The following is a 26,711-nucleotide window of genomic DNA, read 5'->3' as shown; positions in this document are numbered from 1 at the left end:
ACCCAAAAAGCAAATGCTCAAACCTCTAGGTGGGCGATCGAGCGGCCGAACCTATGAGGGGGGTCCCGGGTAGTATGAGTTACGGAGGACCAGCATGTTCGAACGTTTTACTGACCGAGCCCGACGAGTCCTGGTGTTGGCGCAGGAGGAGGCACGCCTCCTCAACCACAATTTCATCGGTACCGAGCACATCCTGCTGGGCCTCATCCACGAGGGTGAGGGCGTAGCAGCGAAGGCACTCGAGTCGCTCGGCATCAGTTTGGAGGCGGTGCGCGAGAAAGTCGAGGAGACCATCGGCCCCGCCGGATCTTCCACCACCGGTTCCCCGCCTTTCACCCCCCGGGCCAAGAAGGTCCTCGAGCTGTCGCTCCGGGAGGCTCTCCAGCTCGGGCACAACTACATCGGCACCGAGCACATGCTCCTCGGGCTTGTACGCGAAGGCGAAGGCGTCGCCGCGCAGGTGCTCGTGCAGCTCGGCGCGGACCTCTCCAGGGTCCGCCAGCAGGTCATCCAACTTCTTTCGGGCTACCAGTCCCCAGGAGGAAAGGAAGGCGCCGCCGCAGGAGCGGGCGCCTCGTCAGGACAAGAAGCGCCGAGCGGGTCCCCGGTCCTCGACCAATTCGGACGCAACCTCACCCAGCTTGCACGCGAACGCAAACTCGATCCCGTCATCGGCCGCGATCGAGAGATCGAGCGCGTCATGCAGGTCCTTTCCCGCCGCACCAAGAACAACCCGGTCCTCATCGGCGAGCCCGGCGTTGGCAAGACGGCCATCGTCGAGGGCTTGTCGCAGAAGATCGTGTCCGGGGACGTGCCCGAGACCATCAAGGGCAAGCAGCTGTACACGCTCGACCTGGGTGCATTGGTCGCCGGCAGCCGTTACCGCGGCGATTTCGAGGAGCGCCTGAAGAAGGTGCTGAAGGAGATCCGGACCCGCGGCGACATCATTCTTTTTATCGACGAGCTCCACACCCTCGTCGGCGCCGGCGCTGCAGAAGGCGCGATCGACGCGGCCTCCATCCTCAAGCCCATGCTGGCGCGCGGCGAGCTTCAGACGATCGGTGCGACGACTCTCGACGAGTACCGCAAGCACCTCGAGAAGGACGCGGCTCTGGAGCGGCGCTTCCAGCCGATCAAGGTCGAGGAGCCTTCGCTCAGCCACACGATCGAGATCCTGAAGGGTCTGCGCGATCGTTACGAGTCGCACCACGGGGTGACCATCACCGATCAGGCGGTGGTCGCCGCCGCGAACCTCGCCGACCGGTACATCGCCGACCGCTACCTGCCCGACAAGGCGATCGACCTGATCGACGAGGCCGGCAGCCGTCTGCGCATCCGCCGGATGGCAACTCCCGCGGACTACAAGGCGATCGAAGACGAGATCGCCAAGGTGCGCAAGGACAAAGAGCTCGCGATCGAGAAGCAGAACTTCGAGCAGGCCAAGAAGTTCCGTGAGAAGGAGGAGGACCTCCTCCAGCGCAAGGTCGCCAAGGAGCAGGAGTGGCGCGCCGAGGGCGTGGACCTGTTCGACGTAGTCGACGAAGAGGTCATCGCCGAGGTTCTCGCCAACTGGACCGGTATCCCGGTGTACAAGCTCACCGAGGAGGAGACCGCAAAGCTCCTCCGCATGGAGGACGAGCTGCACAAGCGGGTCATCGGCCAGCAGGACGCCATCAAGGCCGTGTCGCAGGCGATCCGCCGCACCCGGGCCGGCCTGAAGGACCCGAAGCGCCCGAGCGGTTCGTTCATCTTCCTCGGACCTTCGGGTGTCGGGAAGACCGAGACCGCCAAGACGCTCGCAGAGTTCCTGTTCGGCGACGAGGGCTCCCTCATCCAGCTCGACATGTCCGAGTACATGGAGAAGCACACGGTCAGCCGGCTGGTGGGCTCGCCGCCGGGCTACGTCGGCTACGAGGAAGGCGGCCAGCTGACCGAGGCGGTTCGTCGCAAGCCCTTCTCGGTGGTCCTCTTCGACGAGATCGAAAAAGCTCACCCCGACGTGTTCAACGCGCTGCTTCAGATTCTGGAGGATGGGCGGCTGACCGACTCGCAAGGTCGCACGGTCGACTTCAAGAACACGGTCATCATCATGACCTCCAACCTGGGCACCGCCGATCTGCGCAAGGCGTCGGTCGGTTTTGCCAAGGCCTCGGAGTCGGTGACCTACGAGAAGATGAAGCAGAAGGTCAACGACGCGCTGAAGACGCACTTCCGCCCCGAGTTCCTCAACCGGATCGACGACGTGATCGTCTTCCACGAGCTGAGCCGCGACGAGGTCACCGAGATCATCGACCTGATGATCCGGAGGGTCCGCACCCAGCTGGAGAGCCAGGGTCTCAGCCTGGAGCTCACCCAGGCCGCCAAGTACCACGTGGTCGACAAGGGTTACGACCCGACGCTCGGCGCCCGCCCCCTGCGGAGGGCGTTGCAGCGGCTGGTGGAGGATCCTTTGTCGGAGCGGCTCCTGTGGAAGGAGTTCCGCGCCGGCGAGACGATCATCGTCGACGTCGAACCCGACCAGGAGACGGGCGAGCAGGTGATCGTGTTCCGTTCCGTGGAAGGCCTCGAGCCTCCGCCGGTCGAGATGGCCGGCGCCGGCAGCGGCGAGTAACAGTCCTGCCCGGGTCCGCCCGGCAACATTCGTTGAGTCACCCCCGCAGCCGGTACGGCCGCCGTGGGGTTGGGGCCCCCGCGCTCGCCCAGAGGCCGGGGCCAAGCGGTGTCATGGGGCCCCGGCCGGGAAATGTCATCGGCGCGGGGGTGTTGCTCATCGCAGCCCTCGTCGTGTTGGGAGGATGCCGGGTCGACACGCGGGTGTCGGTTGTGGACCGGGGCGGCGGGCACGGGACGGTATCGGTAACCGCGACCTTCGACTCCGAAGCGGTACAGGCTCTCGGCGGTGAGACCGGCCTCGCCCGCCAGCTCAGCGTCACCGACCTGACCGCCGCAGGTTGGGTGGTCAACGGGCCGGTAACGGTCACGGGGGGCGGCGCCACGGTGACGGTCCGGCACGGGTACTCGAGTCCGTCCGAAGCGTCCCGCGTGTTCGCCGACCTGGCCGGGAGCGGGCCGGCCTCCAACCGGCCGTTCAAGCTGACGCTCACGACGCAGCGAGGCTTGCTCCACGTCCACGACAGCCTGTCCGGGCGGATCGATCTCAGCTGCGGCCTTTCCTGTTTCGGCGATCAAGGACTGCAATCGGCCCTCGGCTACACCAACGGAGTGTCCACCGCACCACTGCTGCAGACGGCCGGACGACAACCCGGACAGGTATTCGGCTTCGCCTTCACGGCACGCATGCCCGGGTCGTTGCAGTCCGACAACGCCGCCAGCCGTGATCGCTCGGACCTGACCTGGTCCACCCCGCTCGGTCAGGCCACCCAAATCTCGGCGGAAAGCGAGACTCTCAACACCGGCAACATCGTGTTGTTCTCGGTCATCGCCGGGCTGGTGATCGTCGGTTTGGGCGCGCTCGTGATCTTCCGCCGGCGCCGGCGCTCGGGGCGGGGTTCGAAGCGGGGTTCGGGTGGGGGGTCGGGGCGAGGCTCGGGTCGGGGTTCCGGTGGGGGCTCTAAGCGGGGTCCGGGGCGGGGCTCGGGTCGGGCCAAGCACGTGCGCCGGCGCAGGATCTGGCCGTTCCGTGATCCGGCGCGCGCTTCGTAACTCTGTCGTTTTCGAAAAACGCGAGTTCGTGACGAAGGCGCACCTTCCTTGCGCGTCATCCGCGTCGCCGTCACATCTCGCCTTTAGCCTCTCGGCATGCCTCGTCAGCGAACGGTCTTCCGGTGCACCGACTGCGGGGCGGAAGCGCCCCGATGGGCGGGCCGCTGCGGGACTTGCGGCGAATGGAACACGCTCATCGAAGAGATTTCCACTCCGGTGGCGGCTCCAACCGGTTCATCTGCGACAGCTCCGGTCGCGCTGACCGACGTACCAGGCCAAGGCGCCACGCCGGCGCCCACGGGGATCTCCGAGTTGGACCGGGTTCTCGGGGGAGGGCTGGTCCCGGGATCGGTGACCTTGCTGGGGGGCGAGCCTGGGATCGGGAAGTCGACTTTGCTCCTGCAGGCTTTGGCAGACATGGCTCGCGCCGGGAGGCGATGCCTGTTGGTTTCGGCAGAGGAGTCGCCGGCGCAAGTCCGCCGGCGGGCGGAACGGCTGAGCGCCCTCATCCCCGGGGTGTGGCTGGTCGGCGAGACCTCGTTGGGGGGAATCCGGGCCGCCATCGCAGAGGTGAGCCCCGACGTGGTCGTCGTCGATTCGATCCAGACCGTCTGGGACGCGGAAATCGATTCATCCCCCGGATCGATCGCACAGGTGCGCGGGTGCGCGCAGGTGCTGGTGACGTTGGCAAAGTCGGGCGGACCGGCGATTGTCCTCGTGGGTCATGTGACCAAGGAGGGCGCGCTCGCGGGACCTCGTGTTCTTGAACACATGGTCGACACCGTTCTGTCATTCGACGGGGATCGCCACCACGCATTGAGGCTGCTCCGAGCCGTCAAGCACCGCTTCGGATCAACGGGCGAACTGGGCCTGTTCGAGATGACCGCATCAGGTTTGGAGGGTGTCGAAGACGCGGGAGGACTCTTTCTTGCCGACCGGAGATCGAACGTCCCCGGTTCGGTCGTGTTCCCAGTTATGGAGGGCCAGCGGCCGTTGCTCGTCGAGATCCAGGCACTGGAGATGAAGACCACATTGCCCACCCCTCGCCGTTCCGCGTCAGGCTACGACGCAAGCCGGCTGTCACTGCTCCTGGCTGTCCTGGAGAAGCGAGCCGGCGTACGCCTGTCGAACCGCGACGTCTATGTGTCAGTCGCGGGTGGGGTCCGGGTGGGAGATCCAGGGGCCGACCTTGCGGTGTGCATCGCGCTCGCGTCGGCGGTTACGGCTCGACCGGTCGGGAGCGGATTGGTGGTAATCGGAGAAGTCGGGCTCGGAGGCGAGGTCCGCCAGGTCGCTCACGCGGCACGCCGGCTGGCCGAAGCCGCCCGGCTCGGTTTTGAGACCGCAGTTGTTCCGCCGAGCACCCCGAAGAGCCCAGGAATCTCTACGTTGCACGTGACCTCGTTGGTGGACGCGATCGAGCGATCGCTCGGCGAGCAGGCCGCTCGGCCCGAGCTTCGCCTGGTTGGTTCGGCCGGCGACTGACCGGTCCGAATCGCGTCACAAGTCGATCGGGGCGATCCCCCCGGGATTCAGCCGGTCGTCCGGAGCGAGCCGATGCCCTGCCCACAAGACATAGCGCGCCCCTGCCCACAAAGAAGATGCCCGAATAAACTCGAAAGGTGGACCGCCCCCGGGCCGAGATGATCGAGGCGCTCGGCGCGATAGCCCCGGGCCGACCGTTGCGCGACGGTCTCGACCGCATTCTGCAGGCGAATATGGGCGCGCTGGTGATCGTCGGTGACGGCCCCGACGTTCTCGGGATCTGCTCGGGTGGGTTCCTGCTCGACGCCGAGTTCAGCCCTCAGAGGCTGGCCGAGCTGGCGAAAATGGACGGGGCGATCATCCTCGCCTCCGACGCGAGCAGGATCGCAAGGGCCAACGTGCACCTGGTGCCCGACCCTGCGGTGCCGACGACAGAGACAGGCACCCGGCACCGTACGGCGGAAAGGGTTGCCCGGTCGCTCGACGTCCCGGTGATAGCGGTTTCGGAAGACCTGTCGGTGATAACCCTCTACCGCGGCGACGTGAAGCACGCGCTCGACTCGGTCGCGCGTCTTCTCGCCCGGGCCAACCAGGCGCTGCAGACTCTCGAGCGCTACCGAGACCGTCTCGACAGCGTGACCATTTCGCTGTCGGCTCTCGAGGTCGAAGATCTGGTGACCGTTCGCGACGTTGTAACGGTCCTACAGCGGGCGGAGATGGTCCGCCGAATCGCCGAGGAGATAGAGGGTTACGTCGTCGAGCTCGGCACCGACGGGCGCTTGGCTCACCTCCAGCTCGAAGAGCTCATGGCCGGTGTCGAGGACGAGCGCCGCCACGTCGTGCGCGACTACCTACCGACCGATGACGAGGAGAGGGTCGACGAGGCGATGGTCTCGCTGGCCTCTTTGCCCACCGACGAAGTGTTGAACCCCAACGCGGTCACTGCGGTGCTCGACCTTCAGGTGGGCTCCGACCTCGAATCGAGTCTGCAGCCCCGTGGTTACCGGTTGCTCGGACGCATCCCTCGCATAACCGAGCCCCTGATCGAATCGATCATCTCGCGCTACGGGGCGTTGCAGAAGGTGATGCGCGCGACCGCAGAGGACCTCGAAACCGTTCCCGACGTGGACGCCGCTACCGCGCGGATGATCAAAGACGGTTTGGCACGACTCGCCGAGTCCAGCATCCTCGACCGTTACAGCTAATCCCTACAGCTCGTTCCCTGCCGGCTGGTTACGGAAGCGCTTCGTCGAGCTTCTTCTCGGCTTCGGACTCCGAAACGCCGATGGCGAAGGTCAGTTCGGACACCAGGATCTGCCTGGCGCGGTTCAGCATCCGCTTCTCGCCGGCCGAAAGACCTTTGTCCTTGTCGCGGTTCGAAAGGTTCCTTACGACCTCGGCGACCTGGTAGATGTCACCTGACTTCAGCTTCTCGACGTGGTTTTTGTACCGGCGGGACCAGTTGGTCGGCATCCGCACGTCCTTCTTGCGCAGGACCGCGAAAACTTCCTCGACCTCCTCGTCGTTGATGACCTCCCGCAGACCCACCTCTTCGGTGTTGTCGGAAGGCACCATCAAGGTCAGATCGCCGTAAGCGAGGCGAAGGACCAGATACTCCTTCTTCTCGCCGAAAGCCTCCCGAATCTCCCGTCGCTCCACCACGGCCGCGCCGTGATGGGGGTAAACGACTTTGTCTCCGACGTCAAATGACATGCTGCTCCCGGGGCGACAGAACACGAGGGGTGTCTCCCAGGGTACCAGCCAGCTGGTGACCACCGGCCGGCGGGAAACTCGAGCCATGACCTGCTCCGGGCCGGCCGTGTTGCATCAAGCTAACCTCCGGAGCGTCATGGATGACGTCGATTTGCTCGCTGGTTCTGAGCTCTTCTCTGCTTTCGACAAGGAAACGCTCAACGAGCTCGCCGGCGCGGCGCGGGTTCTCCAGTGCGAGAGGAACTTCGTCATCTTCGACGAGGAGGACGAGGCTGCCGAGCTGTTCGTCGTTCGAGCCGGCCGGGTGGCGATCGGTCGACGGTCGATCGACGGCAGGGAGTCGCTTGTCGCGCTGATGGAGAGCGGAGACGTCTTCGGCGAGATGCCGCTGTTCGACGGAGGCAAGCGATCGGCCGAAGCCCGGGCGCTCGAGAGGTCCGACGTGCTCGGCATCCCGTACGAGAAGGTGCGCGCCTGCTTTGACGCCCAGCCGCAGCTCCTGTGGAACGTCGTCGCGCTGCTAGCCGAGAGGTTGCGCAACACCGATTCTGCCCTCGCCGACGCGGTGTTCCTGGACGTGACCGGACGAACAGCCAAGCGCCTTCTCGAGCTGGCCGGCGAAAAGGAGGAGTTCCAGCTGCCCATCACCCAGGAGGAGCTCGCCGGCCTGGTCGGCGCCTCCCGGGAAAGGGTCAACAAGTCCCTCGCCCAGTTCGTCCGGCTCGGCTGGATCGAGCAGATGGACCGGCGGTACCGGATCGTGGAGCGCGACAAACTGGCCCAGCGCTCCCGGTGACCGGCCGGGTCGACCGGTAGGCTCCGCGTTCGGTGCAGACCTGGGCCATCGTCGTCGCTGGAGGCACCGGCACCCGGTTCGGAGGTCCCAAGCAGTTTGCGGAACTGGAGGGCCGGCCGGTGCTGTCGTGGTCGCTCGAGGCCGCCAGGAGGGCGTGTGCCGGTGTCGTCGCCGTCGTTACCGAGCCGGACGGCCGCGGTTGGGACGCCGATGCAGTGGTGGCCGGTGGTGCCACGCGGTCGGAATCCGTGCGCGCCGGCCTGGCCGCCGTCCCCGAGTCCGCAGACGTGATCGTGGTGCACGATGCTGCCCGGCCTGTAGCGGCGCCTGAGCTCTGGTCCGCCGTGATCGCGGAGGTGACCGCGGGTGCCGACGGTGCTGTGCCGGCGTGCCCGCTTACCGACACAATCCGGAAAAAGACCCCGGACGGCGCCAGCCAGATCCTCGACCGGTCGACACTTTTCGCGGTCCAGACGCCGCAGGCGTTTCGCGCCGCCTGCCTCAGAAGAGCCCATGCGGCCGGGGGCGATGCCACCGACGACTCCGCCTTGGTCGAGGCGATCGGCGGCCGAGTTGTGATCGTCGACGGCTCCCCCGAGAACCTGAAGGTCACCACGCCTTCCGACCTCTTCGTCGCTTCCGCGTTGATCAGGAGCAGGTGTTGAACCCCCGGGTCGGGCTCGGGTTCGACGTTCACCCATTCAGCGACGATCCGTCCCGGAGCCTCGTCCTCGGCGGGGTCGACTTCGGCACCCCGGGGTTGGCAGGCCACAGTGACGCCGACGCGGTCGCCCACGCGATCGCCGATGCGCTGCTCGGCGCCGCCGGCCTCGGCGACATCGGCGAGCACTTCCCCGACAACGACCCCGCCTACCAAGGCATCGACAGCATCGAGCTGCTCGGCCGGGTCGTGCTGAGCGTCTCCACCCACTACGAGATCGGAAACGTGGACGTCACCGTGGTGCTCGAGGCGCCGAAGCTGGCTCCGCACAGGACGGAAATGCAGCGCAGGCTGGGCGAAGTCCTCGGCGCTCCGGTCAGCGTCAAGGCGAAGCGAGCCGAATCGCTCGGCGCCCTAGGGCGTCGCGAGGGAATTGCATGCTTCGCGGTCGCCCTCCTCGTGCCCAGGTGACACGACGCGGCCCCTCCGGGCGGGAGCGAACCCCGTGGGGGGAGCATATCGAGGGGCCCCAGGCCGTCGGGGAGCTGCTGCGGGCAGGCAAGCGTCGCGTGCACAGGGTGCTCGTCTCGGAGGGATCCGGGCAGTCGGCCGCCCTCGCCGAGATCGCCCGCCTGGCCCGCGCAGCCGGAGTGCCGGTGCGAACGGTCGACCGTCCCCAGCTCCTCTCCGCAGCCCAGACGGACGCTCCCCAAGGGGTCGTAGCCGTTGCCGACCCGGTGGACGAGGCGGACCTGGAAGACCTGTCGGGCCGCCGTGCGGGGGATCCAGCTCCGTTCCTGGTGGTGCTCGACGGTGTGACCGATCCGCACAACCTCGGCGCGGTGATGCGCACCGCTGCTTGCGCGGGCGCGTCGGGAATCGTCATAGGTAGGCACAGGGCGGCAGGCCTGACACCCTCTGCGGTCAAGGCTGCCGCCGGGGCTGTAGAGCACCTTCCTGTCGCTCCGGTCGCAGGAATTCCCAACGCACTCTCGTCCCTGGCCGCTGCCGGCGTCTGGACGGTCGCGCTCGACCCAGGTGCCACCGGCAGCCTCTGGGACCTGCAGGTGGCGACCGAGCCGGTGGCGCTGGTCCTCGGTTCGGAGGGCAAGGGGATCAGCCGGCTCGCCCGTGAGCGGTGCGAACTCGCGGTGTCGATCCCACTGTCCGGGCCGATCGCTTCGCTCAACGTGTCGGCGGCGGCGGCGCTGGCCTGCTTCGAGGTAGCCCGCCGGCGGTCCACCCAGCCTGACTAGTCCTTTTGGTATCACGCCGGAATCTGATCAGATCGGTAGGAATTCGCGAAGTACGTCTTATTTTTCCTGGTCAGCCCAATTATTTTGTGTGGTGATACCGGTCAAAAGGTGCGGGTGACCGTTGACACAGTTCCCAGTGCTAGGTAAAAGTAACTAGCCCATTCGATCTAGACGGCGATGGGCCTCACGCAGCAGTCCAACGCAGAAGAGGCTCCAATGACGCTCCACAGCACTTTGATCTCACTATCAGATCTAGAAGACGAGGATCTCGTCGCACGGTGGCAAAGCGGTGACAGCGAGGCGCTGGACACACTGCTCCAGCGCTACCGCCGCTTCGCACGGTCCAAGGCCCGCTCCTACTTTCTCGTCGGGGCCGACGCCGATGACGTGGAGCAGGAGGGGCTGATCGGTCTCTACAAGGCTGCCCGGGACTACCGCGACGACCGCCAGGCTTCGTTCCGGGCGTTCGCCGAACTGTGCGTCACCCGGCAGGTCATCAGCGCCATCAAGGCGGCGACCCGCCAGAAGCATCAGCCCCTCAACCGTTACGTGTCCATCTCGGGTGTCCGCGGGAGCGACGATCCGAGCGAGGGAGCGGTCGAGGAACTTCTCGACGACCATCGCGCCAGCGACCCCGCCGACGAGGTGATCTCCCGGGAGCAGATCCAGTCGATGCGGCGCTCGATGAGCGAGAGCCTGTCCGGCCTCGAGGTCGACGTCCTTCGCCTTTACGTCGAGGGCAAGTCCTACCAGGAGATCAGCTGCCAGCTGGGCCGCCACGTGAAGTCGATCGACAACGCGCTCCAGCGCATCAAGCGCAAGTTGGATCACCACATGCAGGACGGCGACGAGGCCGCACCGGCCCTCGTCGCCTAGATCACGGCGACGTAGCCAGACTCCGGCCCCCGCCGGAGAGCCCGGCCGCTGTTATCGAGGCGTTCTGTGCCCGATATGCCAGTCCCAAAACTCGGATCGATCAGGCCCGCCGGCTGACAGAACTGTTGGCCGGCGGTGCTCCGTCCCTGCTCAGAGAGGGCGACGTGCTCGACTGGGCCCGGGGCAGCGGCAGGGTCCTGGCGAACAACAGCGTTCGCAACCGCCTGGGTCTGGCTCGCACCTTCCTCCGTTGGTGCGACCGGCGGGGGATCGGACCGGGGCTGGATTTGGAGGAGGAGTTCGCCGTCCTGCGGCGTTCGTATCCAGCGACCTACGGCAAAGTGCAGGACCGCAATCCGGCCCGATACCTGGACCACCACCAGGTCGAGTCGCTCATAGGCGTCTGCCGGGACGGGACCTGGCAGGGCAGCCGGGACCAGGTCGTCATCCGCTTCGGCTTGCTCGGCATTCGGGTGGCGGAGCTGTGCGGGCTGACATGGGCCAACCTGCTCCCCGACGGAACGTCCGGGATCACGGGTCATGTTCTACACGCCCACTGTGACGCCACAGGTAAGCGGTTCTTACAGCATGCGCGCCAACTGCCGGCGCACCCGTAGTCGATCTGCGCCATGGTGGTGGCGTGCTGTTGGCCGAGGGTCGGGAGGCGGAGGTGTTCCTGCGGCCGGACGGCCGCGTGCTGAAGCTCTGGCGCCTGCCCGACGACGGGCCGAAGGCCGAGCGAGAGCACGTCGTCTGCCGGCTGCTCAGCCCGCTAGCCCCCACCACCCACGGGCTGGTACATGTCGACGGCCGGCCCGGATTGGTGATGGACCGCATCGAAGGCGATTCGCTGCTGACACAGTTGCAGCGTCGGCCGTACGGGCTGTTCCGGGCCGCCCGAGTGCTCGCTGGCGTTCACGTCGAACTGAATGCCCGTGCCGCCCCGCTTGAGCTACCTGACCTCAGAGAGTTACTCACCTCCCGGCTCGCCCTGGCCGGCACCTTGCCCCGCCACCACCATGAGCTTTCCCTGAGGCTGCTTGCCTCGCTGCCAGGAGGTGACCGGCTCTGCCACAGCGACTTTCATCTCGGGAACCTCCTGGGCTCGTGGGACTCGCCAGTTGTCATCGATTGGGGGTGGGCAGCCCGCGGCGACCCGACATCGGACGTGGCCAGGTCGGAGCTGCTCCAGCGCATCGGCGCTCTCCCACCAGGTGTGCCGCCCGTCTTCCGGGCACTGGCTGCCGTCGGCCGAGGCGTGCTCACCGACCTCTACCTCAGCCACTACCGCCGCTTGGGTGGCATCGAGCCGACCTTCGAGCGGTGGCGGTTCGTGCACCGGGCTGCCCGATTCGCCGACGACGTCCCTGAAGAGTGGCCCACGTTGCTGCGCCTACTCGACCGTGCCGCACCCACCATCAGCCGCCAAGTGTGACGCCGCACCTCTGGGGAGCGACTGGAATCGAACCCGGTGCGCGACCGAATCGTTCGGAGTGTCCCTATCTCTTCACAGCAGGGAACGTCCCAGCAGGTAAGCCCTCCGAAGTGCTTCGGAGGGCAAGCCCCAGTGTGTGGCTCCGCCCAGGTGACCGGCCGTCAAGGTGCTCCGGTCGCACCTCGCCCGGTGGCTAGGAAGGTTTCGTAGTCGCTCCCTTCGACCTTGAACTGCCTCCTCGGCGCTATCGAGGACCGCGGGTTCTCTCCATCGGAGTTGCCCCTTCACAATCTGTATCACTGGTGATACGGTGATCAAATGAGCGAGGTGTCGATCAGGGACCTGAGAAACCACGGGGGCGAGGTCGTAGAGAGGGTGGAGCGCGGTGAACGGCTGATCGTTACACGCGATGGCCGGCGGGTCGCCGAACTGCGCCCCCTCGGACGGCTCCCCGTCAAGGCGACCGTGTTGGTCGAGCGGTGGTCCCGAGTGCCTCGCGTTGATCCCGAGCGTCTTCGCCGGGACCTCGACGAGGTGATCGACTTCCGTCTGTGACCGACCGGGGAATACTCGACACCTCGACGGTCGTGCTCCTCGGTCGACTGGACCCGGAACACCTACCGGAAGAGCCTCTGATAACCGCCGTGACCCTGGCGGAGCTGTCGGTCGGTCCGCTGGTGGCGACGACTCGCAAGGAGCGGTCATCCCGCCAGGCCGTACTACAGCACACCGAGGCCGACTTCGAGCCGTTGCCATTCGATGCCGAGGGCGCCAGGGCGTTCGGCCGCGTGGCCGCTTCGCTCCGGGCGGCTGGTCGAAAGGTCGAGGCCCGCGGCTACGACGCAATGATCGCGGCCACGGCCATCGCCAACGGCCTCCCGCTCTTCACTGTCAACCGCGCCGACTTCTCGGGGATAGACGGCCTCGATCTCCGTCAGATCCCCCATCCTGACCAATCGTGAGCAACGGAAGGAGGCACCGATGACAGATCCGCGTGCAAGTTCGGAAGTAAATCCCTATCGGGATCAAGCGCAAGCTTGATCACAACATGCAGGACGGCGACGAGGCCGCACCGGCTCTCGTCGCCTGGTCAGGGCGGCACACAGCCCCTGCAGGTAGCGCAGCTCCTCCAGCTGTATCCCGAAATCGCCGGCGCGCCGGCGGGCCTCTACCATCGGGACCGTGAGCGAGGTTCGTCAGCTCCGTTACATCCGTCCCCCCGGTTCCACCGATGTTCTCCTGCTCCGCCACGGCGAGTCGGTGCCGGCACGGGAGGACGTCCCCTTCGATCTGGTCGGGGGCCACGGTGACCCGGAGCTGGACCCCCGGGGCGTCGAGCAGGCAGAGCTTCTCGCGGATCGCCTCGCCCGCCGGGAAGGGGAACAGGCCATAACCGCGATCTACGTGACCAACCTTCGCCGTACGGCGGAGACCGCCGCACCCCTGGTAGACCGCCTCGGCATCGAGCCGGACGTCGAAGCCGACCTCAGGGAGGTCTTCTTGGGCGAATGGGAGGGCGGGCTTTACCGGCTGAAGGTCATGCAGGGCGACCCAATCGCCATCCGGATGATCGAAGAGGAACGGTGGGACGTGATCCCGGGAGCCGAACCCGACGAGGAGTTCACCGCCAGGGTTCGCAGGGGAATCGACACCATCGCATCGAAGCACCCCGACGAGACTGTTGCCGTCTTCACCCACGGCGGTGTCATCGGCCGGGCGATGGCGGAGGCAACCGGATCCCGACCCTTCGCGTTCCTCGCCGCGAACAACGCATCGATCAACCACATCGTTGTCAGCGACGGCCGCTGGACGGTTCGTTCCTTCAACGACGTGGCGCATCTGGAAGGGCTGTAGCGGAAGGTCAATCCCGGCGCTTTCCGCGTTGAGTCGTCGGCTAATTTGAGGGCCCTCGTTCGCCGTCTTCTCGACGGATTGGCTCGGAGGGCTGGCGGGCGTGGCGCAAGGAGCAGTCCCAGCTGAGCCTGCCGAGATTCCCCGGCAGCAGAGCGGAGCTGTTTGGGTAACGCATGCCGCGTGGTGCCAGAATGCGGCGCCAATGAGCATTGATCCGCTTTTTGATTTCACCGGCAAGGTCGCGCTGGTCACCGGGGGGAGCCGCGGTCTGGGCTACCAGATGGTGCGGGCGTTCGCCGAGCGCGGCGCCGATGTTGTGATCGCCAGCCGGAAGATCGAGAACTGCGAGAAGGTCGCTCAGGAAATGCGGGAGCTGGGCCGGCGGGCGTTAGCGCACCGGGTTCACGCCGCCAAGTGGGACTCGATCGACCGTCTCATCGACGACGTCTACTCGGAGCTTGGCCGCGTCGACATCCTCGTGAACAACGCGGGCATGAGCCCCCCGATGCCGAGCGACCAGATATCCGAAGAGCTGTTCGACAGCGTGGTCGGCCTCAATTTCAAAGGCCCTTTCCGGCTCGCGAGCCAAATCGCAAAACGGATGTCGGACGGGGACGGTGGTGTAATCATCAACGTCTCGTCGTCGGGGTCGCTCATGCCCCTTCCGCAGGTGATCCCGTACGGTTGCGCCAAGGCGGCGCTCAACGCGATGACGCGTTCTCTCGCCGCCGAATATGGGCCGAAGGTTCGGGTCAACACTTTGGTTCCAGGACCGTTCCTGACCGACATCGCCGACGCGTGGCCTGAACAGCAGCGTCGACTACAACCGAACGCGGTGGGACGCCCGGGACGACCCGACGAGATCGTCACCGCGGCACTCTTTCTGGCCAGTCCATCGTCGACGTTTACGAACGCCGCACTGGTCCGCGTCGACGGGGCGCTTCCGTTAGGCCAGTAAGTAGAGACCGCCGTTCGGCTCAGAGAGTGTCCTCGCCGAACAGGTGGTCTATTGCGTCGAGCAGGTACTTCACACCGATCGGCTTGGTCAGGTAGTCGATCGCTCCTTCTTCGATCAACTCGTCGTGCCGGCGTTTCGTGGCGTCGGCGCTGAGAATCACGACCGGGATATCGCGGGTCGATTCCTCGGACTTCAGCCGGCGGAGAACCTCGTCACCGCCCATGTCGGGCAGGTGAAGATCGAGCATCACCAGATCAGGTTGCGCGTTGCGCACCAGGTCGATGGCGACGATCCCAAGCATCGCGGGCACAACCGTCACGTCGGGCCGGCGCAGAAGTATCTGTTCGACCAGCTTCACGTTGGCGAGCATGTCCTCGACGTAGACGAGCTTGCGCGGACGGCTGTAACGGCGGGACTGAACGCGCGTGGCGATCTCGGGTCTGAGCTCCTCCACCGATCGAGGCTCGACGCTGGGAAGCTCGACCCAGAATGTGCTCCCGACGTCGGGAGTACTTGATACGCCAAGCCTTCCACCCATGCCTTCGGTCAGGTTGCGTGATAGCACCAGCCCGAGACCGGTGCCTTCCACGCTGGTCTTGATAGCGGCGAGTCGTTCGAACGGGACGAAGAGTCGGGAGAGATCCTCAGCGCTGATCCCGGCGCCCGTGTCGGTGATGGACACGCGCACGAAGTCGTCCGGCCTGTCCTCGACAGTGATGGTGACCATGCCGGCGCGTCGGTTGTATTTGATTCCGTTGGAAAGAAGGTTGAGCAGAACCTGGCGCAGGCGCTGGTAGTCAGCATTCACGTATCCGCGCTTTTTCGATTCATGGTCCCGGTTGATCGTGATGCCCCGTGAGGCGGCGAGCGGCCGGGCGAGCTCGAACGCATCTGTAATCACGGTGTCGATGGACACGGGTTCGACTGACAGCGACATTTGCCCCGAGTCGATTCGCGCGATGTCGAGCACGTCGTCGAGCAGCGCGAGCAGGTGGCGTCCCGCGGTGAGGATCAGCTCCACCGACTCTTCTTGCTCGAGAGGCAGATCACTCATACTGAGCAGTTCACCGAAGCCGAGGATCGACGTGAGCGGCGTCCGGAGCTCGTGGCTTACGCGTGACAAGAACTCGCTCTTGGCGGCGTTCGCAGCTTCGAGCTTGCGGTTGGTCTCTTGCAGCTCGACGGCGCGGCGAACGATCTCCATCTCCATCTGAGCGGTGCGGTCCTGCAGGTCGGCGCTCAGTTGCTTTTGCTTTGACTCCGACTCCTTGAGCCTGACGAAGTCGGTCACGTCTACAGCGCGGTGGATGATGTACAACAACTCCCGGTTGGGTCCGAGAACGGGCGAGTTGAGCGGGCTCCAGTAGCGGACCTCGAACTTCCCGCCCTCCGAGGCCGGGCGGCGGATGTCGTACTTCTGTACCGCCATGGTGTCGGGTGCCCGGGTTCGTTTGACCCGATCGAGCGACCTGCGCAGGTTGGTAACGCCGTCGGCGTTGGGGTCGTCGGGGTTGTCGGGGAACACGTCGAACAGGTCCCGCCCGACGATCGTGTCGCGCTCTGTCATCGTTGCCTTCAGGTACGCATCGCTGGCGGTGACGATGACGTATTCGGGGTCGAGAACCAGGTACAGCCCCGGTGCCGACTCGAACAATGTCTTGAAGTCCGCCTCCGAGCTGACCTCCGGACGCCGCGGTGACGATGCGGACGCCGGATTCTCGGTTTGTGAGTTCGCGCCGTCCGGCCCAACGCTTTGACGGACGCGAGCCAGCAGCTCCTCGAGCTTGTCGTCTAGTTCGCCAACTGTGAACGGCTTTTGGAGAACGTCGCGGATTCCGTGCGTCAGGGCCTCTTGCAACTCGGGCCCGACTGCATCACCCGTCACAAACAAGATGGCACGCCGTCCCCATTCGGGATCCTCCTCCGAGAGACATTGCGCGACCTTCAAACCGTTGGAGCCCCTCAGATGGAGGTCGAGAAGTATCAAATCCGGGTTTGACCGGCGGACCTCATCAATGATCATGACCGGGTCGTCCTCGAAATACGTGTCGGCAATCCCGAGCTCGCCCAGCATGTGCTTCAGCAGTTCGCGCATCATCGAGCTGTCGTCGACCACTAGGGCAGAAACACCCAAAACGGAAGAGCTAATGTGCCTCACGTCCCGGCCTTACATGCGATTACGTTCGCCCTGATGCTAGCCGGTTTGCGTAGTTTGCGAAGTCGGTGCCGTGGGAGCCCGAGGCCGTGTATGAGCCCGAGGCCGGCTTCGAACCGGCGACCTGACGCTTACAAGGCGCCTGCTCTGGCCAACTGAGCTACTCGGGCGAAGGCGGGAAGGGGAGTTTACGCGGTGGCCGTACGCCGGCTCGTCCGGTCAAACGCGTCCAGGGCGAGCTCCACCGAATCCAGCTGCTTGAGGGCGAAGCGGTCCGTGGCCGCGCTCATCGCCTCGGACCCAAGCTCCGCCCAAACGACCTTGCCGTCGCCTTCCAGCTCCATGCCCCAGGACCCGGCCACCGACGACACGACCGCGAGGCCACGGCCGCTGGTCGCGGCCGGATCGACCCCGGCGAGGATCGGCAATCGGCTGTTCTCGTCGTACACCTCGAGGCGAACCGAGGAGCCTGCCCACAGGACGCGCAGCTCGATACCGGTCCTGGCGTGGAGGACGGCGTTGGTGACCAGTTCGCTGGTTATGAGAACCGCGTCGTCGATGTGGTCCTTCAGGCCCCAAGCGGCGAGCAGCGACCGGACGAAGGCCCGAGCGGCTGAAACCGCCTCGACATTGTTCTCGAGATCAAGGCAAACATCCATCGACCAACCGCCGGCGACCGCCAAGAAACTGGCACCTATGCACCTGAAAAAGGTGGTGTCTGTCTACCCCCGATAGACGAATCCGTAAACGCTGTACGTGCATTAAAACCTTGGATACCGGTTCAGAATCCGTATGCGCTGTGGCCACAGTCGATCGTTTGGCAGCGAGAGGGGGCCCCGGAGAGGATCCGGCTGTTCTCGAACTCGTTGGCGACCACGAACGCCTGCACGTAGTGGATGACGATCTCGGCCCTCCCGGGGCACACCCCAGCCACGTTGAGACACGTCATTCCCTCATGACCGAGGGCGTAGCCGGGGCAGATGACCACGAACCCGGGCGCGGGATAGAGGCCTCTGGATTCCACGGCCTCGATGACGGACCCGCATGTCAGTGGCGCCGGCGGAACACCATGCTGAGCCGCAGCCGCCGTTCTGGTCACCGGGGCCGGCGCCGGCGGAGCGATCGTGGTAGAAGGCGCCGTGGGTGGCGGCGCGATGTCGGAGGTGTCCGCAGCCATCTCGATCCGGTGGGCGATTTGGATAGCGGCGGGAACCGCGCCGTGCTGACCGGAGAGAGTTGTGACCAGGCGGGCGTCCCGGCCGGCCGGGATCAGGAGGTAGACGACTAGGCAGAGACCGGCCGCGGTGGCGCCTACCAGCGCCCCGAATCGGAGACGACTGCCGCCGGGTATACCACCGAAAGCGCGAGCGCAAATGCGTTCCGTGGTGGCTGTTTACCCGGTGGGGTGGGTTCAGCGAACAGGTGGCGGAAAAACCGGAAACCGAATGCCTGGTGGTGCTGGCAGGCAGCTGTTGCCAGGGTGCTTGATCCGTATCCCTCAGGGATGGAAAGCTCCAACGGATGGGACTCTCCGAGCGCGACCGCGCGGTGCTCGACTTCGAGCGGTCCTGGTGGACCGAGCCGGTGCGCAAGGAGGAGGCCATTCGAGAGCGATTCGGTTTGTCCGCGACGCGGTACCGCCAGATCCTCGCCTCACTGATCGACTCGGAGGAAGCTGACGCGTTTGACCCTCTCGTGGTGCGCCGGCTTCGAAGAGCTCGCGACCAACGCCGGCGAGCCCGCTACGAAGGGCGTCCGGCCGGGGGCGGGAGAGCGAGGTGAACCGCCGCGCCGGACCTTCGCCCGGGGGGGGAGTCCACGCGGGAAAGGCCGCCTTGGTCATTGTCGTCGCGGTCGTGATCGGAGTGCTCGTTCTCCACCACAACCCGAGTACCCACTCCGCCGCCTCCGCCCCGACCAGCAGGGCGTCGGCCGCTCCGCCGACCACCGTCGCCCCGACCACGTCAACCACCACGGCAATTCCGGCGGCGAGCGTGAAACTTCAAGTGCTCAACGGGACCGGCAGCGGGAACCTGGCCAGCCGCTGGTCGACCAAGCTGCGGACGAGCCCCGGCTACAACACTCTCGCTCCTGACGACACCACGTCGAGGGTCACGCAGTCGGCGATCTACGTCGAGACGCCTGGGTACCTGCCGGAGGCGTACGCCTTGGCGACCGCTGTTGGCTTGAGCCCGTCTGCGGTCAACACGACCATTCCCGCGCCGGCGAGCGCGCCCATCCCGACGAGCGAGCGGTCCAAGGCCAACCTCGTGCTGGTGATCGGTCCGGACCTCGCGAACAGCGCCTGATCGCAGATCAAGATCTGACCGAGACACCGCTGTCCGGCGAACCGCTGTCCGGCGAACCGCTGTCCGGCGAACCGCTGTCCGGCGAACCGCTGTCCGGCGAACCGCTGTCCGGCGAACCGCTGTCCGGCGAACCTCAGTCCGAGACATCTCTGCCTGGCCAAACTCCCCCGATCGACCCTGGACTGATCCGCCCCTTCATCGAGCGACCCGATTCGGCGGGAGTGTTCGTCGACTTCGACGGAACTCTCGCGCCTATCGTTGAAGATCCCGACGCAGCCCGTCCTGTTGAGGGCTCCGCAGAGCTGCTCGCCAGGTTGGCCGGCAGGTTCGCAAAGGTGGCCGTCGTATCGGGACGGCCGGTCGCCTACCTGGTCGCGAACCTCGCCGGCGCCGGTCGCACCGAGCTGGTCGGCTTGTACGGGCTTGAAAGCCAGCTGGCCGAGCTGCCCGCCGCCCAAGCCTCTCCGGGAGCCGCCCGGTTCCTGCAATCCGTCGCAAACGTGGCAGACGAGGCCGAGAGACAGGCGGCGCAGGACCCAGTTCGTTTCGCCGGCTTGGGAGTCGAGCGCAAAGGGCTCACGGTCACGCTGCACTACCGGAAGGCGCCGTCCCTGGCCGCATGGGTGGAGTCGTTCGCCGCCGCCCAAGCTGCAGCAACCGGCCTCGTTGCCCACCCCGGGAAGATGTCGGTCGAGCTGAGACCGCCGGTCGAGACCGACAAGGGCACCGTGGTGGCGAGCTTCGCCGAGGGGCTCGCCGCGGTCTGTTACTTGGGCGACGACCTCGGAGATCTGCCGGCGTTCCGAACCTTGGCGACGCTCCGTTCTCGCGGTGTCGCCACGCTCGCGGTTGCCGTCCGATCGGGAATCGGGGACGAGACGCCGCCGGCGGTCGTCGATGCCGCGGACATCGTGGTGGACGGACCGCACGGCGTCCTAGGGGTGCTTCGGGCGCTCGCCGGCGACCGTCCTGGGTAAGGAAAGGGAACTATAGTTCCTTAAGTCTACCCAGCCGGCATGTAAAGCGATATAGAACGGCGTCGATGGCCGGAGGCATCAAAGCTCAGCCGGCCGCCGCCAGCAGGTCGTCGAACCAGTCCAGCGGTGTACGGGCCTCGACCGCCTCGCGCAGCGCCTTGGCCCGCTCGGCCCGCTCGCCGGCGCCCATATCGAGCGCCTCGCCAAGCGCGGCGGCGGTCCCGCTGACATTGAACGGGTTGATGCCGAGCGCGTGTTCAGACAGCTCGTCCCACGCGCCGGCGTTGCGGCTGAGCACCAGCACTCCGTCGCGGTCGTTCACGAGCGGGCCCTCCTTGGCCACCAGGTTCAGGCCGTCCCGGATCGGGTTCACCAGGAGCACGTCAGCCCGCTTGAGTGCCGCGACGGCGGCGACGTGGTTGTCCTTGGAGTCGATGACGATCGGCGTCCAGTCCGGGGTCGCCCACCGGGCGTTGACCCGATCGGCGAGAGTCTGAACCTCCTGGGCGTAGGAAAGGTAGTCGGCTACGCCCTGGCGCGACGGGTACAGCTTCGCCGCGAACACCACCCGGCCACGAAGGTCCGGCCGAGTGTCGAGGAGCTCGTCGAAGGCCCAGAATCCGCGGAGCACGTTCTTGGACAGCTCCATCCGGTCGACCCGGACGATCACTCGGCGGTCGCCCACCAGATCGTCCAGCCGGGCCAATTCTCTGGCGCACTCCGGCGACGCCGCAACGGCGTGCAGATCATCGGCATCGGCAGCGGCCGGCGCTACGAACACTGACGGCTCGCGGCCCAACCGTTCACGGCAGCAAGCGAGGAAGGCATCCGCCCACCGCCGGGAGTGAAAACCACACGCGTCGACCTGGGCCAAGCCCTCTATCAGCTCGTCAGCCGCGTGGTCCGGCAGCACTCCGAGCTCCTCCGGTGTGCACCACGGCGTGTGGAGGAACGCCACCACCCGCAGGTCGGGCCGCAAGCGAGTAAGCAGGGCGGGTGCCAGCGCGAGCTGGTAGTCCTGGACCAGGACCGTCCCACCTTCGGCGGCGAACTCCGCGGCCAGGGACGCAAAGCGCTCGTTCACGTTCCGGAACGCCTCCCAGGCTTCGGTCCAGCGGCGGTCGAACCTCGGACGGCGGGGGAGGTCCCACAGCCCATGGATGCAGAACCACAGGGTCTGGTTGGCAACCACGTCGTAATAGGCCCGGTAGGTCGCCTCGTCGATCTCCACGGCCCGCATGTGGAAACCCTCGGCGTCGAGCAGCCCCGATCTGGCCGCGTCGATGTCGTCGGGCGAGGAGGCAGCCGCGACCCAGAGCGCCTGTTCCCGTTGGACGCCCGGACCGAGCGTGACGACCAGCCCGCCGGCCCCCCTCTTGGCGCGCAGGTCCCCGGTCGCGTCACGGCCGAAGCTCAACGGTCCCCGGTTCGACATGACGACGAGCGGGCGTTTGGGGGGCATGCCTGCTCGACGCTAGCGACAGCGGCGGTGGGCCCGGTACCGGGCCGCGATCACGACGGATCGGTGCAGTATTAGACGCATGCCTCGTCTCGTGGCTGCGCCCGACAAGTTCCGCGGAACGGCGTCAGCCCAGCAGATCGCCGAGGCGATCGCCGGTGCAGCCCGGTCCTCGGGTTGGTCGGTTGACGTCGCTCCCGTTTCGGATGGCGGCGAGGGCTTCTGCTCGGTCCTCGGCGGCCGTCCCCGTCACGTCAGCGTGCGAGGACCGCTGGGTGACCCCGTCGACGCCGCGTGGTACGAGCTCGACGAAAACACCGCCGCAATCGAATCCGCAATGGCCTCCGGTCTCATCCTCGCCGGCGGACCGAAACGCAACGACCCGGTTCGCGCTGACACCGCCGGCGCCGGCGAGCTGATCGCCGCGGCGGTCAAGGCCGGGGCGCGCCGTTTGCTCATCGGGATGGGTGGCACCGCGACAACCGACGGAGGTTGGGGAGCCCTCGAGGTGCTCGAACCGCACAGCCGGCTCGCGGGGGTCGACATGATCGTCGCGTGTGATGTCACGACGCGATTCACGGACGCCGCGGCGATCTTCGCTCCGCAGAAGGGCGCGTCGGCGGCGCAGGTCGAGCTGCTTTTTCGCAGGCTCGAGCGCCTCGCCCAGGTGTACCGGGAACGGTTCGGTGTGGACGTCCAGGCGATCGAAGGCTCCGGTGCGGCCGGGGGGCTCGCGGGTGGGCTCGCCGCGTTGGGAGCGACTCTTGTCAGCGGGTTCGAGGTTGTCGCCGAGCGAATCGAGCTGGCCGAGAGGATCGAGGGGGCGGATCTGGTCGTCACCGGCGAGGGCTACCTGGACGAGGAATCGTTCAACGGGAAGGCAGTCGGCGGCGTTGTCGACCTCGCCCGGGAGCTCGGCGTGCCGGTGGCCGTGGTGGCCGGTGATGCGGACGACGGGGTTTCTGGTGCGGCGTCGATCACGACCCTGGTCGGTTCGGTCGGCGAGGAGCGGGCGATGAACGACACGCTCGGAGCTGTTTCGGAGGTGGTGGGCGCCGTCCTGGACGGTGTCTAGCCGGGATTCCGGCTACCTCGACTACGCGGTCTTGCGATGGGCGGGGACGTCCGCCAGCGGCGGCCGCTCCACGAAGGTCACCGGTACCGGCTCGGATCCCGGCCGTACCAGGTGGGCGGTCCAGCCGAACGCGGCGGCGTTCTCCTCGGCGAGCCCGGCGCGCTCGAGCACGAGCTGCAATATCGCCAGCGACTGGACACCGAGCTCGGACAACGGCCGGTTCCGGTGGATCCGTTCCCCCAGGTCGCACTGGACAAGTCCGCCGGAACCGAACTGCCCGGTGATGTCGATGAGCAGCCCGAGATCGACTCCGTACCCGCCCACGAACGGAACCGACTCGAGCACTTCCCTGCAAGCCGCCAGCTCGCCGGCAAGGGGCTGGTGCAGCCCGGAAAGGTGCGGAAAAAAGACCGAGATCAGCGGCCTGGCCATCAGCTCCGTCACCCGCCCGCCTTCGCCGAGTTGCCCGTTCACCGGCCGGTCGTAGAAGCCCTTGACAGCGGTCACGTCGTCCCTCGTGAGGAGCGGCCCGGCAAGCCCCAGCACGAAGCCCGGGTCGAAGCTGCGGATGTCCGCGTCGCAGAAGACCACGACGTCGCCGCTCGTGACGTGGACGCCCCGCCACATCGCCTGTCCCTTCCCGTGTTCCGTCCCGTATTCAGGCAGCACCGCGGAACTGTCGAATACCTTCGCTCCGGCGGCTGCTGCGACGGCGGCCGTGTCGTCGGTCGAGCCGTCGTCGATGACTACCAGTTCGTCGACGACCGGGACCCGTTCTACGAGCTCGCGCTGCACCACGGCGACCGTCTGGCCGATCGTCTCCGCCTCGTTGCGGGCAGGAAGGCAGACCGACAACCTCCGCCCTTTTTTCGCGGCAAATACCCGCTCGGCGGGGAAGTCCCTGGAGCTGAAAGTCCGCAGCATGCCGGGCTACATCCTGCCACGAGAAACCGATATGACGACTGGGGGCTGACCAGGTACGATGGCCGCAACTTATCTAGATCGGCTGAGGGACGGGCCCTTTGAAGCCGAGGCAACCGGCCTCCTGGTGAGGATCACGGTGCCAATGCCCGACTCGATGAGCTACGAGGAGGAATCGTTGCCATACGTAGAAGGACTCCGGTGCCGGGAATGCGGCCACCCCTACCCCGCCGAGGCCCTCCATTTTTGTGAGTGGTGTTTCGGGCCACTCGAGGTGGTCTACGACTACGAGGCGATCCGGAAGGTGGTGTCGCCGGAGCGGATCGCCGCCGGCCCGTCGTCCATCTGGCGCTACGCCGACCTGCTTCCGGCGAGCGCTGAGGGAGCGGTGAGCCTCGGCGCAGGCTTCACCCCGCTCGTGAGGGCCGACCGTCTGGCCGCCGAGCTGGGCCTGGGCGAGCTGTGGATCAAGAACGACACGGTCAACCCGACGGGATCTTTCAAGGACCGGGTCGTCTCGGTGGCTCTCACCAAGGCACAGGAACTCGGGTTCAAGGTGGCCGCTGCGGCGTCGACCGGAAACCTCGCGAACTCGGTCGCCGCACACGCGGCGCACGCCGGCATGGAGTCGGTCGTGTTCATCCCGGCGGACCTCGAGGCGGGCAAGGTCGTGACCACAGCCGTGTTCGGCGGGAAGCTCGTCGCGATCGACGGGAACTACGACGACGTGAACCGGTTGTGTGCCGAGATCGCCGGCGAGCGGCCTTCGTGGGCGTTCGTGAACGTCAACGTTCGCACCTACTACGCCGAGGGATCGAAGACGCTCGCGTTCGAGATCGCCGAGCAGCTCGGGTGGGAGGCTCCGGACCACGTTGTGGTGCCGGTCGCATCTGGCAGCCAGCTGACCAAGGTCGCCAAGGGATTCAAGGAGCTGGAGCTGGTCGGCCTGATCGACTCCGCGGACTCGCGGATCTCGGGTGCCCAGGCGGCGGGGTGCTCGCCCATCGCCGCGGCCTTCGACGCCGGTTGGGACGCGGTCAAGCCGGTCAAGCCGGACACGATCGCCAAGTCGCTGGCCATCGGCAACCCTGCCGACGGGCCCTACGCCCTCGACGCAGTTCGCGAGTCGGGCGGGACGTTCGGATCCGTCAGCGACGAGGAGATCGTCGAGGGCATCCGGCTCCTCGCCCGGACCGAGGGCATTTTCGCCGAGACCGCCGGAGGGGTGACCATCGCCACCCTGGCCCAGCTTGCGGCTTCGGGTGCGATCCGTCCCGACGAGCGGGTCGTCGCGATCGTCTCCGGTAACGGGCTGAAGACGATCGAGGCCGTCGCTCCGCACTGCGGTCCCACTGCCGTGATCCCACCTACCCTCGACGCCTTCGCCGAGGCGGTCGAGCTTCCCTCGGAGGTTTTCTGACGTGGCCGTCACCGTTCGCATCCCAACCCAGCTGCGCCCACTCGCCGGCGGGAACAACGACGTCCAGCTCGACGGCACGAGCGTCGGAGAGGTCCTGAAGTCTCTCGAGGTGGCCTACCCCGGGTTCCACGACCGCCTCTTCGATGACGCTGGAAAGCTCCGGCGGTTCGTGAACGTGTTCGTCGCGGACGAGGACATTCGTTTTCTCGACGGGCTCGACACGGCTGTCGCGGAGGGCGCGACCGTCTCGATCGTCCCTGCAGTCGCCGGCGGCTAACTCACCTAACTCACCGACGGCCGCCGGCGGGGTTGCCTTTGTGGAACATTGATTCCGGAGCCGGCGCTTTTGTGGCAGCCGCCCCGCTTGACGACCCGCACGTCCCTGCCACAAAAGACCGACTCGACGAATTTTGGTTCCAGAAAAGCTCGCCGCCGGATGGGTCTCGGGTGGGTTCACAGCCACCTTGCACTAACTCTCCGGAGGCGGTTTACTGTTAGCACTCGGGATATGAGAGTGCTAATGGTGGTCCACCCAATGGAGGGAACCAAGAACAGATGCCCAAGCTGATTGCTTTCGACGAGAACGCCCGTCGCGCGCTCGAGAGCGGGATGAACCAGCTCGCCGACGCCGTGCGAGTGACCCTCGGCCCCAAGGGCCGCAACGTCGTCCTGGAGAAGAAGTGGGGCGCACCCACGATCACCAACGACGGCGTGTCCATCGCCAAGGAAATAGAGCTCGAGGACCCCTACGAGAAGATCGGGGCCGAGCTGGTCAAGGAAGTAGCCAAGAAGACCGACGACGTCGCCGGTGACGGAACGACCACCGCCACGGTGCTGGCCTGGGCGCTCGTTCGCGAAGGCCTCCGCAACGTCGCCGCCGGCGCCAACCCGATGTCGCTGAAGCGAGGCATCGAGGCGGCTGTCGAGGCGGCCGTCGGCTCCCTGAAGAACCTGTCGAAGGAGACCGAGACCAAGGAGCAGATCGCCCAGGTGGCGTCGATCTCGGCGGCCGACACTGAGATCGGTGACCTGATCTCCGAGGCCATCGACAAGGTCGGCAAGGACGGTGTCATCACCGTCGAGGAGTCGCAGACGTTCGGCATGGAGATGGACCTCGTCGAGGGGATGCGCTTCGACAAGGGGTACATCTCCCCCTACTTCGCCACTGACACCGAGCGGATGGAGGCCTCCCTCGAGGACCCGTACATCCTGTTCGTGGGCTCGAAGATCTCCGCCGTGCGGGATCTGCTGCCGCTGCTCGAGAAGGTCATGCAGTCGGGCCGGCCGCTGGTCGTCGTCGCCGAGGACGTCGAGGGGGAGGCCCTGGCCACCCTGGTGGTCAACAAGATCCGGGGCACGTTCAAGAGCGTGGCCATCAAGGCGCCCGGTTTCGGCGAGCGGCGCAAGGCCATGCTGCAGGACATGGCCATCCTCACGGGCGGGCAGGTCGTCACCGAGGAGGTCGGTCTCAAGCTCGAGAACACCACCCTGGACCTGCTGGGCCGGGCCCGCAAGGTCGTGGTGACCAAGGACGAGACCACCATCGTCGAGGGCGGGGGGTCCGAGACCGATATCAAGGGCCGGATCAGCCAGATCAAGACCGAGATCGAGAACACCGACTCCGACTACGACCGGGAGAAGCTCCAGGAGCGGCTGGCCAAGCTGTCCGGTGGGGTGGCCGTCATCAAGGTCGGCGCC

General features: G+C 66.4%; 28 protein-coding genes, 1 tRNA gene and 1 riboswitch. Of the genes, 22 read left to right on the top strand and 7 right to left on the bottom strand.

The annotated features are described in order from the left end of the window. Positions 1-94 precede the first annotated feature (94 nt). From VFZ97_07740 to disA, 4 genes are all read left to right on the top strand, one after another. Entirely contained in the window at positions 95-2,611 is a 2,517-nt protein-coding gene (locus VFZ97_07740; GenBank protein ID HEX6393318.1) for an ATP-dependent Clp protease ATP-binding subunit, read from the top strand. 113 nt (positions 2,612-2,724) lie between these two features. Next, on the top strand, positions 2,725-3,663 hold the full coding sequence (locus tag VFZ97_07735) for an LPXTG cell wall anchor domain-containing protein (protein ID HEX6393317.1): 939 nt from the start codon (positions 2,725-2,727) through the stop codon (positions 3,661-3,663). 96 nt (positions 3,664-3,759) lie between these two features. Beyond that, the gene (gene radA / locus VFZ97_07730) at positions 3,760-5,148 is read left to right on the top strand and encodes a DNA repair protein RadA (GenBank protein ID HEX6393316.1); all 1,389 of its coding nucleotides are present in this window, start codon (positions 3,760-3,762) and stop codon (positions 5,146-5,148) included. A 137-nt stretch (positions 5,149-5,285) separates the two neighbouring features. Then, positions 5,286-6,353 (top strand): DNA integrity scanning diadenylate cyclase DisA, encoded by a 1,068-nt coding sequence (gene disA, locus VFZ97_07725; GenBank protein ID HEX6393315.1) that lies wholly within the window; start codon positions 5,286-5,288, stop codon positions 6,351-6,353. Between the two features lie 28 nt (positions 6,354-6,381). On the opposite strand, the gene VFZ97_07720 is transcribed toward disA, so the two are convergent. Further along, complete coding sequence (locus VFZ97_07720; protein ID HEX6393314.1) at positions 6,382-6,861, bottom strand: CarD family transcriptional regulator; 480 nt, start codon at positions 6,859-6,861, stop codon at positions 6,382-6,384. Positions 6,862-6,997: 136 nt separating this feature from the next. Between VFZ97_07720 and VFZ97_07715 the strand changes: the two genes are divergently transcribed. The 11 genes from VFZ97_07715 to VFZ97_07665 all read left to right on the top strand — a co-directional run bounded on the left by VFZ97_07715 (position 6,998) and on the right by VFZ97_07665 (position 14,697). Continuing rightward, complete coding sequence (locus VFZ97_07715) at positions 6,998-7,657, top strand: Crp/Fnr family transcriptional regulator (protein HEX6393313.1); 660 nt, start codon at positions 6,998-7,000, stop codon at positions 7,655-7,657. 32 nt (positions 7,658-7,689) lie between these two features. Next, a complete protein-coding gene (ispD, locus tag VFZ97_07710) occupies positions 7,690-8,322 on the top strand; it encodes a 2-C-methyl-D-erythritol 4-phosphate cytidylyltransferase (GenBank protein ID HEX6393312.1) in 633 nt (210 codons plus the stop codon). Beyond that, positions 8,319-8,789: a 2-C-methyl-D-erythritol 2,4-cyclodiphosphate synthase gene (ispF, locus tag VFZ97_07705; protein HEX6393311.1), complete on the top strand. Its 471-nt coding sequence runs from the start codon at positions 8,319-8,321 to the stop codon at positions 8,787-8,789. Before ispD ends, ispF begins: the two co-directional genes overlap by 4 nt. Beyond that, positions 8,786-9,574, top strand: a complete 789-nt coding sequence (rlmB, locus tag VFZ97_07700) for a 23S rRNA (guanosine(2251)-2'-O)-methyltransferase RlmB (protein ID HEX6393310.1) — start codon at positions 8,786-8,788, stop codon at positions 9,572-9,574. Before ispF ends, rlmB begins: the two co-directional genes overlap by 4 nt. 216 nt (positions 9,575-9,790) lie before the next feature. Further along, the gene (sigH, locus tag VFZ97_07695; GenBank protein ID HEX6393309.1) at positions 9,791-10,450 is read left to right on the top strand and encodes an RNA polymerase sporulation sigma factor SigH; all 660 of its coding nucleotides are present in this window, start codon (positions 9,791-9,793) and stop codon (positions 10,448-10,450) included. Between the two features lie 125 nt (positions 10,451-10,575). After that, complete coding sequence (locus VFZ97_07690) at positions 10,576-11,067, top strand: hypothetical protein (protein ID HEX6393308.1); 492 nt, start codon at positions 10,576-10,578, stop codon at positions 11,065-11,067. A 23-nt stretch (positions 11,068-11,090) separates the two neighbouring features. Continuing rightward, a complete protein-coding gene (locus VFZ97_07685) occupies positions 11,091-11,885 on the top strand; it encodes a phosphotransferase (GenBank protein ID HEX6393307.1) in 795 nt (264 codons plus the stop codon). Between the two features lie 318 nt (positions 11,886-12,203). Next, complete coding sequence (locus VFZ97_07680) at positions 12,204-12,440, top strand: type II toxin-antitoxin system prevent-host-death family antitoxin (protein ID HEX6393306.1); 237 nt, start codon at positions 12,204-12,206, stop codon at positions 12,438-12,440. Continuing rightward, positions 12,437-12,847 carry a type II toxin-antitoxin system VapC family toxin gene (locus VFZ97_07675; GenBank protein ID HEX6393305.1) on the top strand — a complete coding sequence of 137 codons (411 nt, stop codon included), beginning with the start codon at positions 12,437-12,439 and terminating at the stop codon, positions 12,845-12,847. The genes VFZ97_07680 and VFZ97_07675 overlap by 4 nt, the downstream gene beginning before the upstream one ends. A gap of 220 nt (positions 12,848-13,067) precedes the next feature. Further along, positions 13,068-13,739 carry a histidine phosphatase family protein gene (locus VFZ97_07670; protein ID HEX6393304.1) on the top strand — a complete coding sequence of 224 codons (672 nt, stop codon included), beginning with the start codon at positions 13,068-13,070 and terminating at the stop codon, positions 13,737-13,739. Positions 13,740-13,941: 202 nt separating this feature from the next. Next, positions 13,942-14,697 (top strand): SDR family oxidoreductase, encoded by a 756-nt coding sequence (locus VFZ97_07665; protein HEX6393303.1) that lies wholly within the window; start codon positions 13,942-13,944, stop codon positions 14,695-14,697. Positions 14,698-14,716: 19 nt separating this feature from the next. On the opposite strand, the gene VFZ97_07660 is transcribed toward VFZ97_07665, so the two are convergent. The 4 genes from VFZ97_07660 to VFZ97_07645 all read right to left on the bottom strand — a co-directional run bounded on the left by VFZ97_07660 (position 14,717) and on the right by VFZ97_07645 (position 18,029). Next, positions 14,717-16,831 (bottom strand): response regulator, encoded by a 2,115-nt coding sequence (locus VFZ97_07660; protein ID HEX6393302.1) that lies wholly within the window; start codon positions 16,829-16,831, stop codon positions 14,717-14,719. Between the two features lie 117 nt (positions 16,832-16,948). Beyond that, a tRNA-Thr gene (locus tag VFZ97_07655) sits at positions 16,949-17,022 on the bottom strand. An 18-nt stretch (positions 17,023-17,040) separates the two neighbouring features. Further along, entirely contained in the window at positions 17,041-17,535 is a 495-nt protein-coding gene (locus VFZ97_07650) for an ATP-binding protein (GenBank protein HEX6393301.1), read from the bottom strand. A 98-nt stretch (positions 17,536-17,633) separates the two neighbouring features. Continuing rightward, entirely contained in the window at positions 17,634-18,029 is a 396-nt protein-coding gene (locus VFZ97_07645; protein ID HEX6393300.1) for a hypothetical protein, read from the bottom strand. A gap of 344 nt (positions 18,030-18,373) precedes the next feature. Here VFZ97_07645 and VFZ97_07640 point away from each other — a divergent pair, with 344 nt between their 5' ends. The 3 genes from VFZ97_07640 to otsB all read left to right on the top strand — a co-directional run bounded on the left by VFZ97_07640 (position 18,374) and on the right by otsB (position 20,138). Beyond that, the gene (locus tag VFZ97_07640; protein HEX6393299.1) at positions 18,374-18,634 is read left to right on the top strand and encodes a DUF3263 domain-containing protein; all 261 of its coding nucleotides are present in this window, start codon (positions 18,374-18,376) and stop codon (positions 18,632-18,634) included. Next, positions 18,631-19,161 (top strand): LytR C-terminal domain-containing protein, encoded by a 531-nt coding sequence (locus tag VFZ97_07635; GenBank protein ID HEX6393298.1) that lies wholly within the window; start codon positions 18,631-18,633, stop codon positions 19,159-19,161. The genes VFZ97_07640 and VFZ97_07635 overlap by 4 nt, the downstream gene beginning before the upstream one ends. 221 nt (positions 19,162-19,382) lie before the next feature. Further along, positions 19,383-20,138, top strand: a complete 756-nt coding sequence (gene otsB, locus VFZ97_07630) for a trehalose-phosphatase (protein HEX6393297.1) — start codon at positions 19,383-19,385, stop codon at positions 20,136-20,138. A gap of 85 nt (positions 20,139-20,223) precedes the next feature. Here the strand turns inward: otsB and VFZ97_07625 are convergent, their stop codons facing one another. After that, entirely contained in the window at positions 20,224-21,600 is a 1,377-nt protein-coding gene (locus tag VFZ97_07625) for a trehalose-6-phosphate synthase (protein ID HEX6393296.1), read from the bottom strand. Between the two features lie 79 nt (positions 21,601-21,679). On the opposite strand from VFZ97_07625, the gene VFZ97_07620 reads away from it, so the two are divergent. Then, positions 21,680-22,672, top strand: coding sequence for a glycerate kinase (locus VFZ97_07620; GenBank protein ID HEX6393295.1), 993 nt, complete (start codon positions 21,680-21,682; stop codon positions 22,670-22,672). Between the two features lie 21 nt (positions 22,673-22,693). Here VFZ97_07620 and VFZ97_07615 read toward each other — a convergent pair whose 3' ends face one another. Beyond that, complete coding sequence (locus VFZ97_07615; GenBank protein HEX6393294.1) at positions 22,694-23,596, bottom strand: glucosyl-3-phosphoglycerate synthase; 903 nt, start codon at positions 23,594-23,596, stop codon at positions 22,694-22,696. A gap of 66 nt (positions 23,597-23,662) precedes the next feature. Continuing rightward, a riboswitch (SAM riboswitch) is annotated at positions 23,663-23,757 on the top strand. Here VFZ97_07615 and VFZ97_07610 point away from each other — a divergent pair. The 3 genes from VFZ97_07610 to groL form a co-directional block, all read left to right on the top strand. Then, entirely contained in the window at positions 23,739-25,013 is a 1,275-nt protein-coding gene (locus VFZ97_07610) for a threonine synthase (GenBank protein HEX6393293.1), read from the top strand. Its footprint overlaps the riboswitch before it by 19 nt. Before the next feature lies 1 nt (position 25,014). Continuing rightward, positions 25,015-25,290: a ubiquitin-like small modifier protein 1 gene (locus VFZ97_07605; GenBank protein ID HEX6393292.1), complete on the top strand. Its 276-nt coding sequence runs from the start codon at positions 25,015-25,017 to the stop codon at positions 25,288-25,290. Between the two features lie 278 nt (positions 25,291-25,568). Further along, positions 25,569-26,711, top strand: a 1,143-nt coding sequence (groL, locus tag VFZ97_07600; GenBank protein ID HEX6393291.1) for a chaperonin GroEL, incomplete at its 3' end; no start/stop codon positions are given.

The sequence above is a fragment of the Acidimicrobiales bacterium genome, from assembly GCA_036378675.1.
Classification (GTDB): domain Bacteria; phylum Actinomycetota; class Acidimicrobiia; order Acidimicrobiales; family Palsa-688; genus DASUWA01.
The sequence above is the reverse complement of the archived record's forward strand: the minus strand, read 5'-3'. Positions and strand labels throughout refer to the sequence as shown.

Excerpts from the sequence above, each read along its gene's own strand:
- VFZ97_07740 (HEX6393318.1), top strand. The coding sequence starts at position 95 with ATGTTCGAACGTTTTACTGACCGAGCCCGACGAGTCCTGGTGTTGGCG.
- VFZ97_07735 (HEX6393317.1), top strand. The coding sequence starts at position 2,725 with ATGGGGCCCCGGCCGGGAAATGTCATCGGCGCGGGGGTGTTGCTCATC.
- radA (HEX6393316.1), top strand. The coding sequence starts at position 3,760 with ATGCCTCGTCAGCGAACGGTCTTCCGGTGCACCGACTGCGGGGCGGAA.
- VFZ97_07720 (HEX6393314.1), bottom strand. The coding sequence starts at position 6,861 with ATGTCATTTGACGTCGGAGACAAAGTCGTTTACCCCCATCACGGCGCG.
- VFZ97_07715 (HEX6393313.1), top strand. The coding sequence starts at position 6,998 with ATGGATGACGTCGATTTGCTCGCTGGTTCTGAGCTCTTCTCTGCTTTC.
- sigH (HEX6393309.1), top strand. The coding sequence starts at position 9,791 with ATGACGCTCCACAGCACTTTGATCTCACTATCAGATCTAGAAGACGAG.
- VFZ97_07680 (HEX6393306.1), top strand. The coding sequence starts at position 12,204 with ATGAGCGAGGTGTCGATCAGGGACCTGAGAAACCACGGGGGCGAGGTC.
- VFZ97_07665 (HEX6393303.1), top strand. The coding sequence starts at position 13,942 with ATGAGCATTGATCCGCTTTTTGATTTCACCGGCAAGGTCGCGCTGGTC.
- VFZ97_07645 (HEX6393300.1), bottom strand. The coding sequence starts at position 18,029 with ATGGCTGCGGACACCTCCGACATCGCGCCGCCACCCACGGCGCCTTCT.
- VFZ97_07640 (HEX6393299.1), top strand. The coding sequence starts at position 18,374 with ATGGGACTCTCCGAGCGCGACCGCGCGGTGCTCGACTTCGAGCGGTCC.
- VFZ97_07625 (HEX6393296.1), bottom strand. The coding sequence starts at position 21,600 with ATGCCCCCCAAACGCCCGCTCGTCGTCATGTCGAACCGGGGACCGTTG.
- VFZ97_07620 (HEX6393295.1), top strand. The coding sequence starts at position 21,680 with ATGCCTCGTCTCGTGGCTGCGCCCGACAAGTTCCGCGGAACGGCGTCA.
- VFZ97_07615 (HEX6393294.1), bottom strand. The coding sequence starts at position 23,596 with ATGCTGCGGACTTTCAGCTCCAGGGACTTCCCCGCCGAGCGGGTATTT.
- VFZ97_07610 (HEX6393293.1), top strand. The coding sequence starts at position 23,739 with ATGCCCGACTCGATGAGCTACGAGGAGGAATCGTTGCCATACGTAGAA.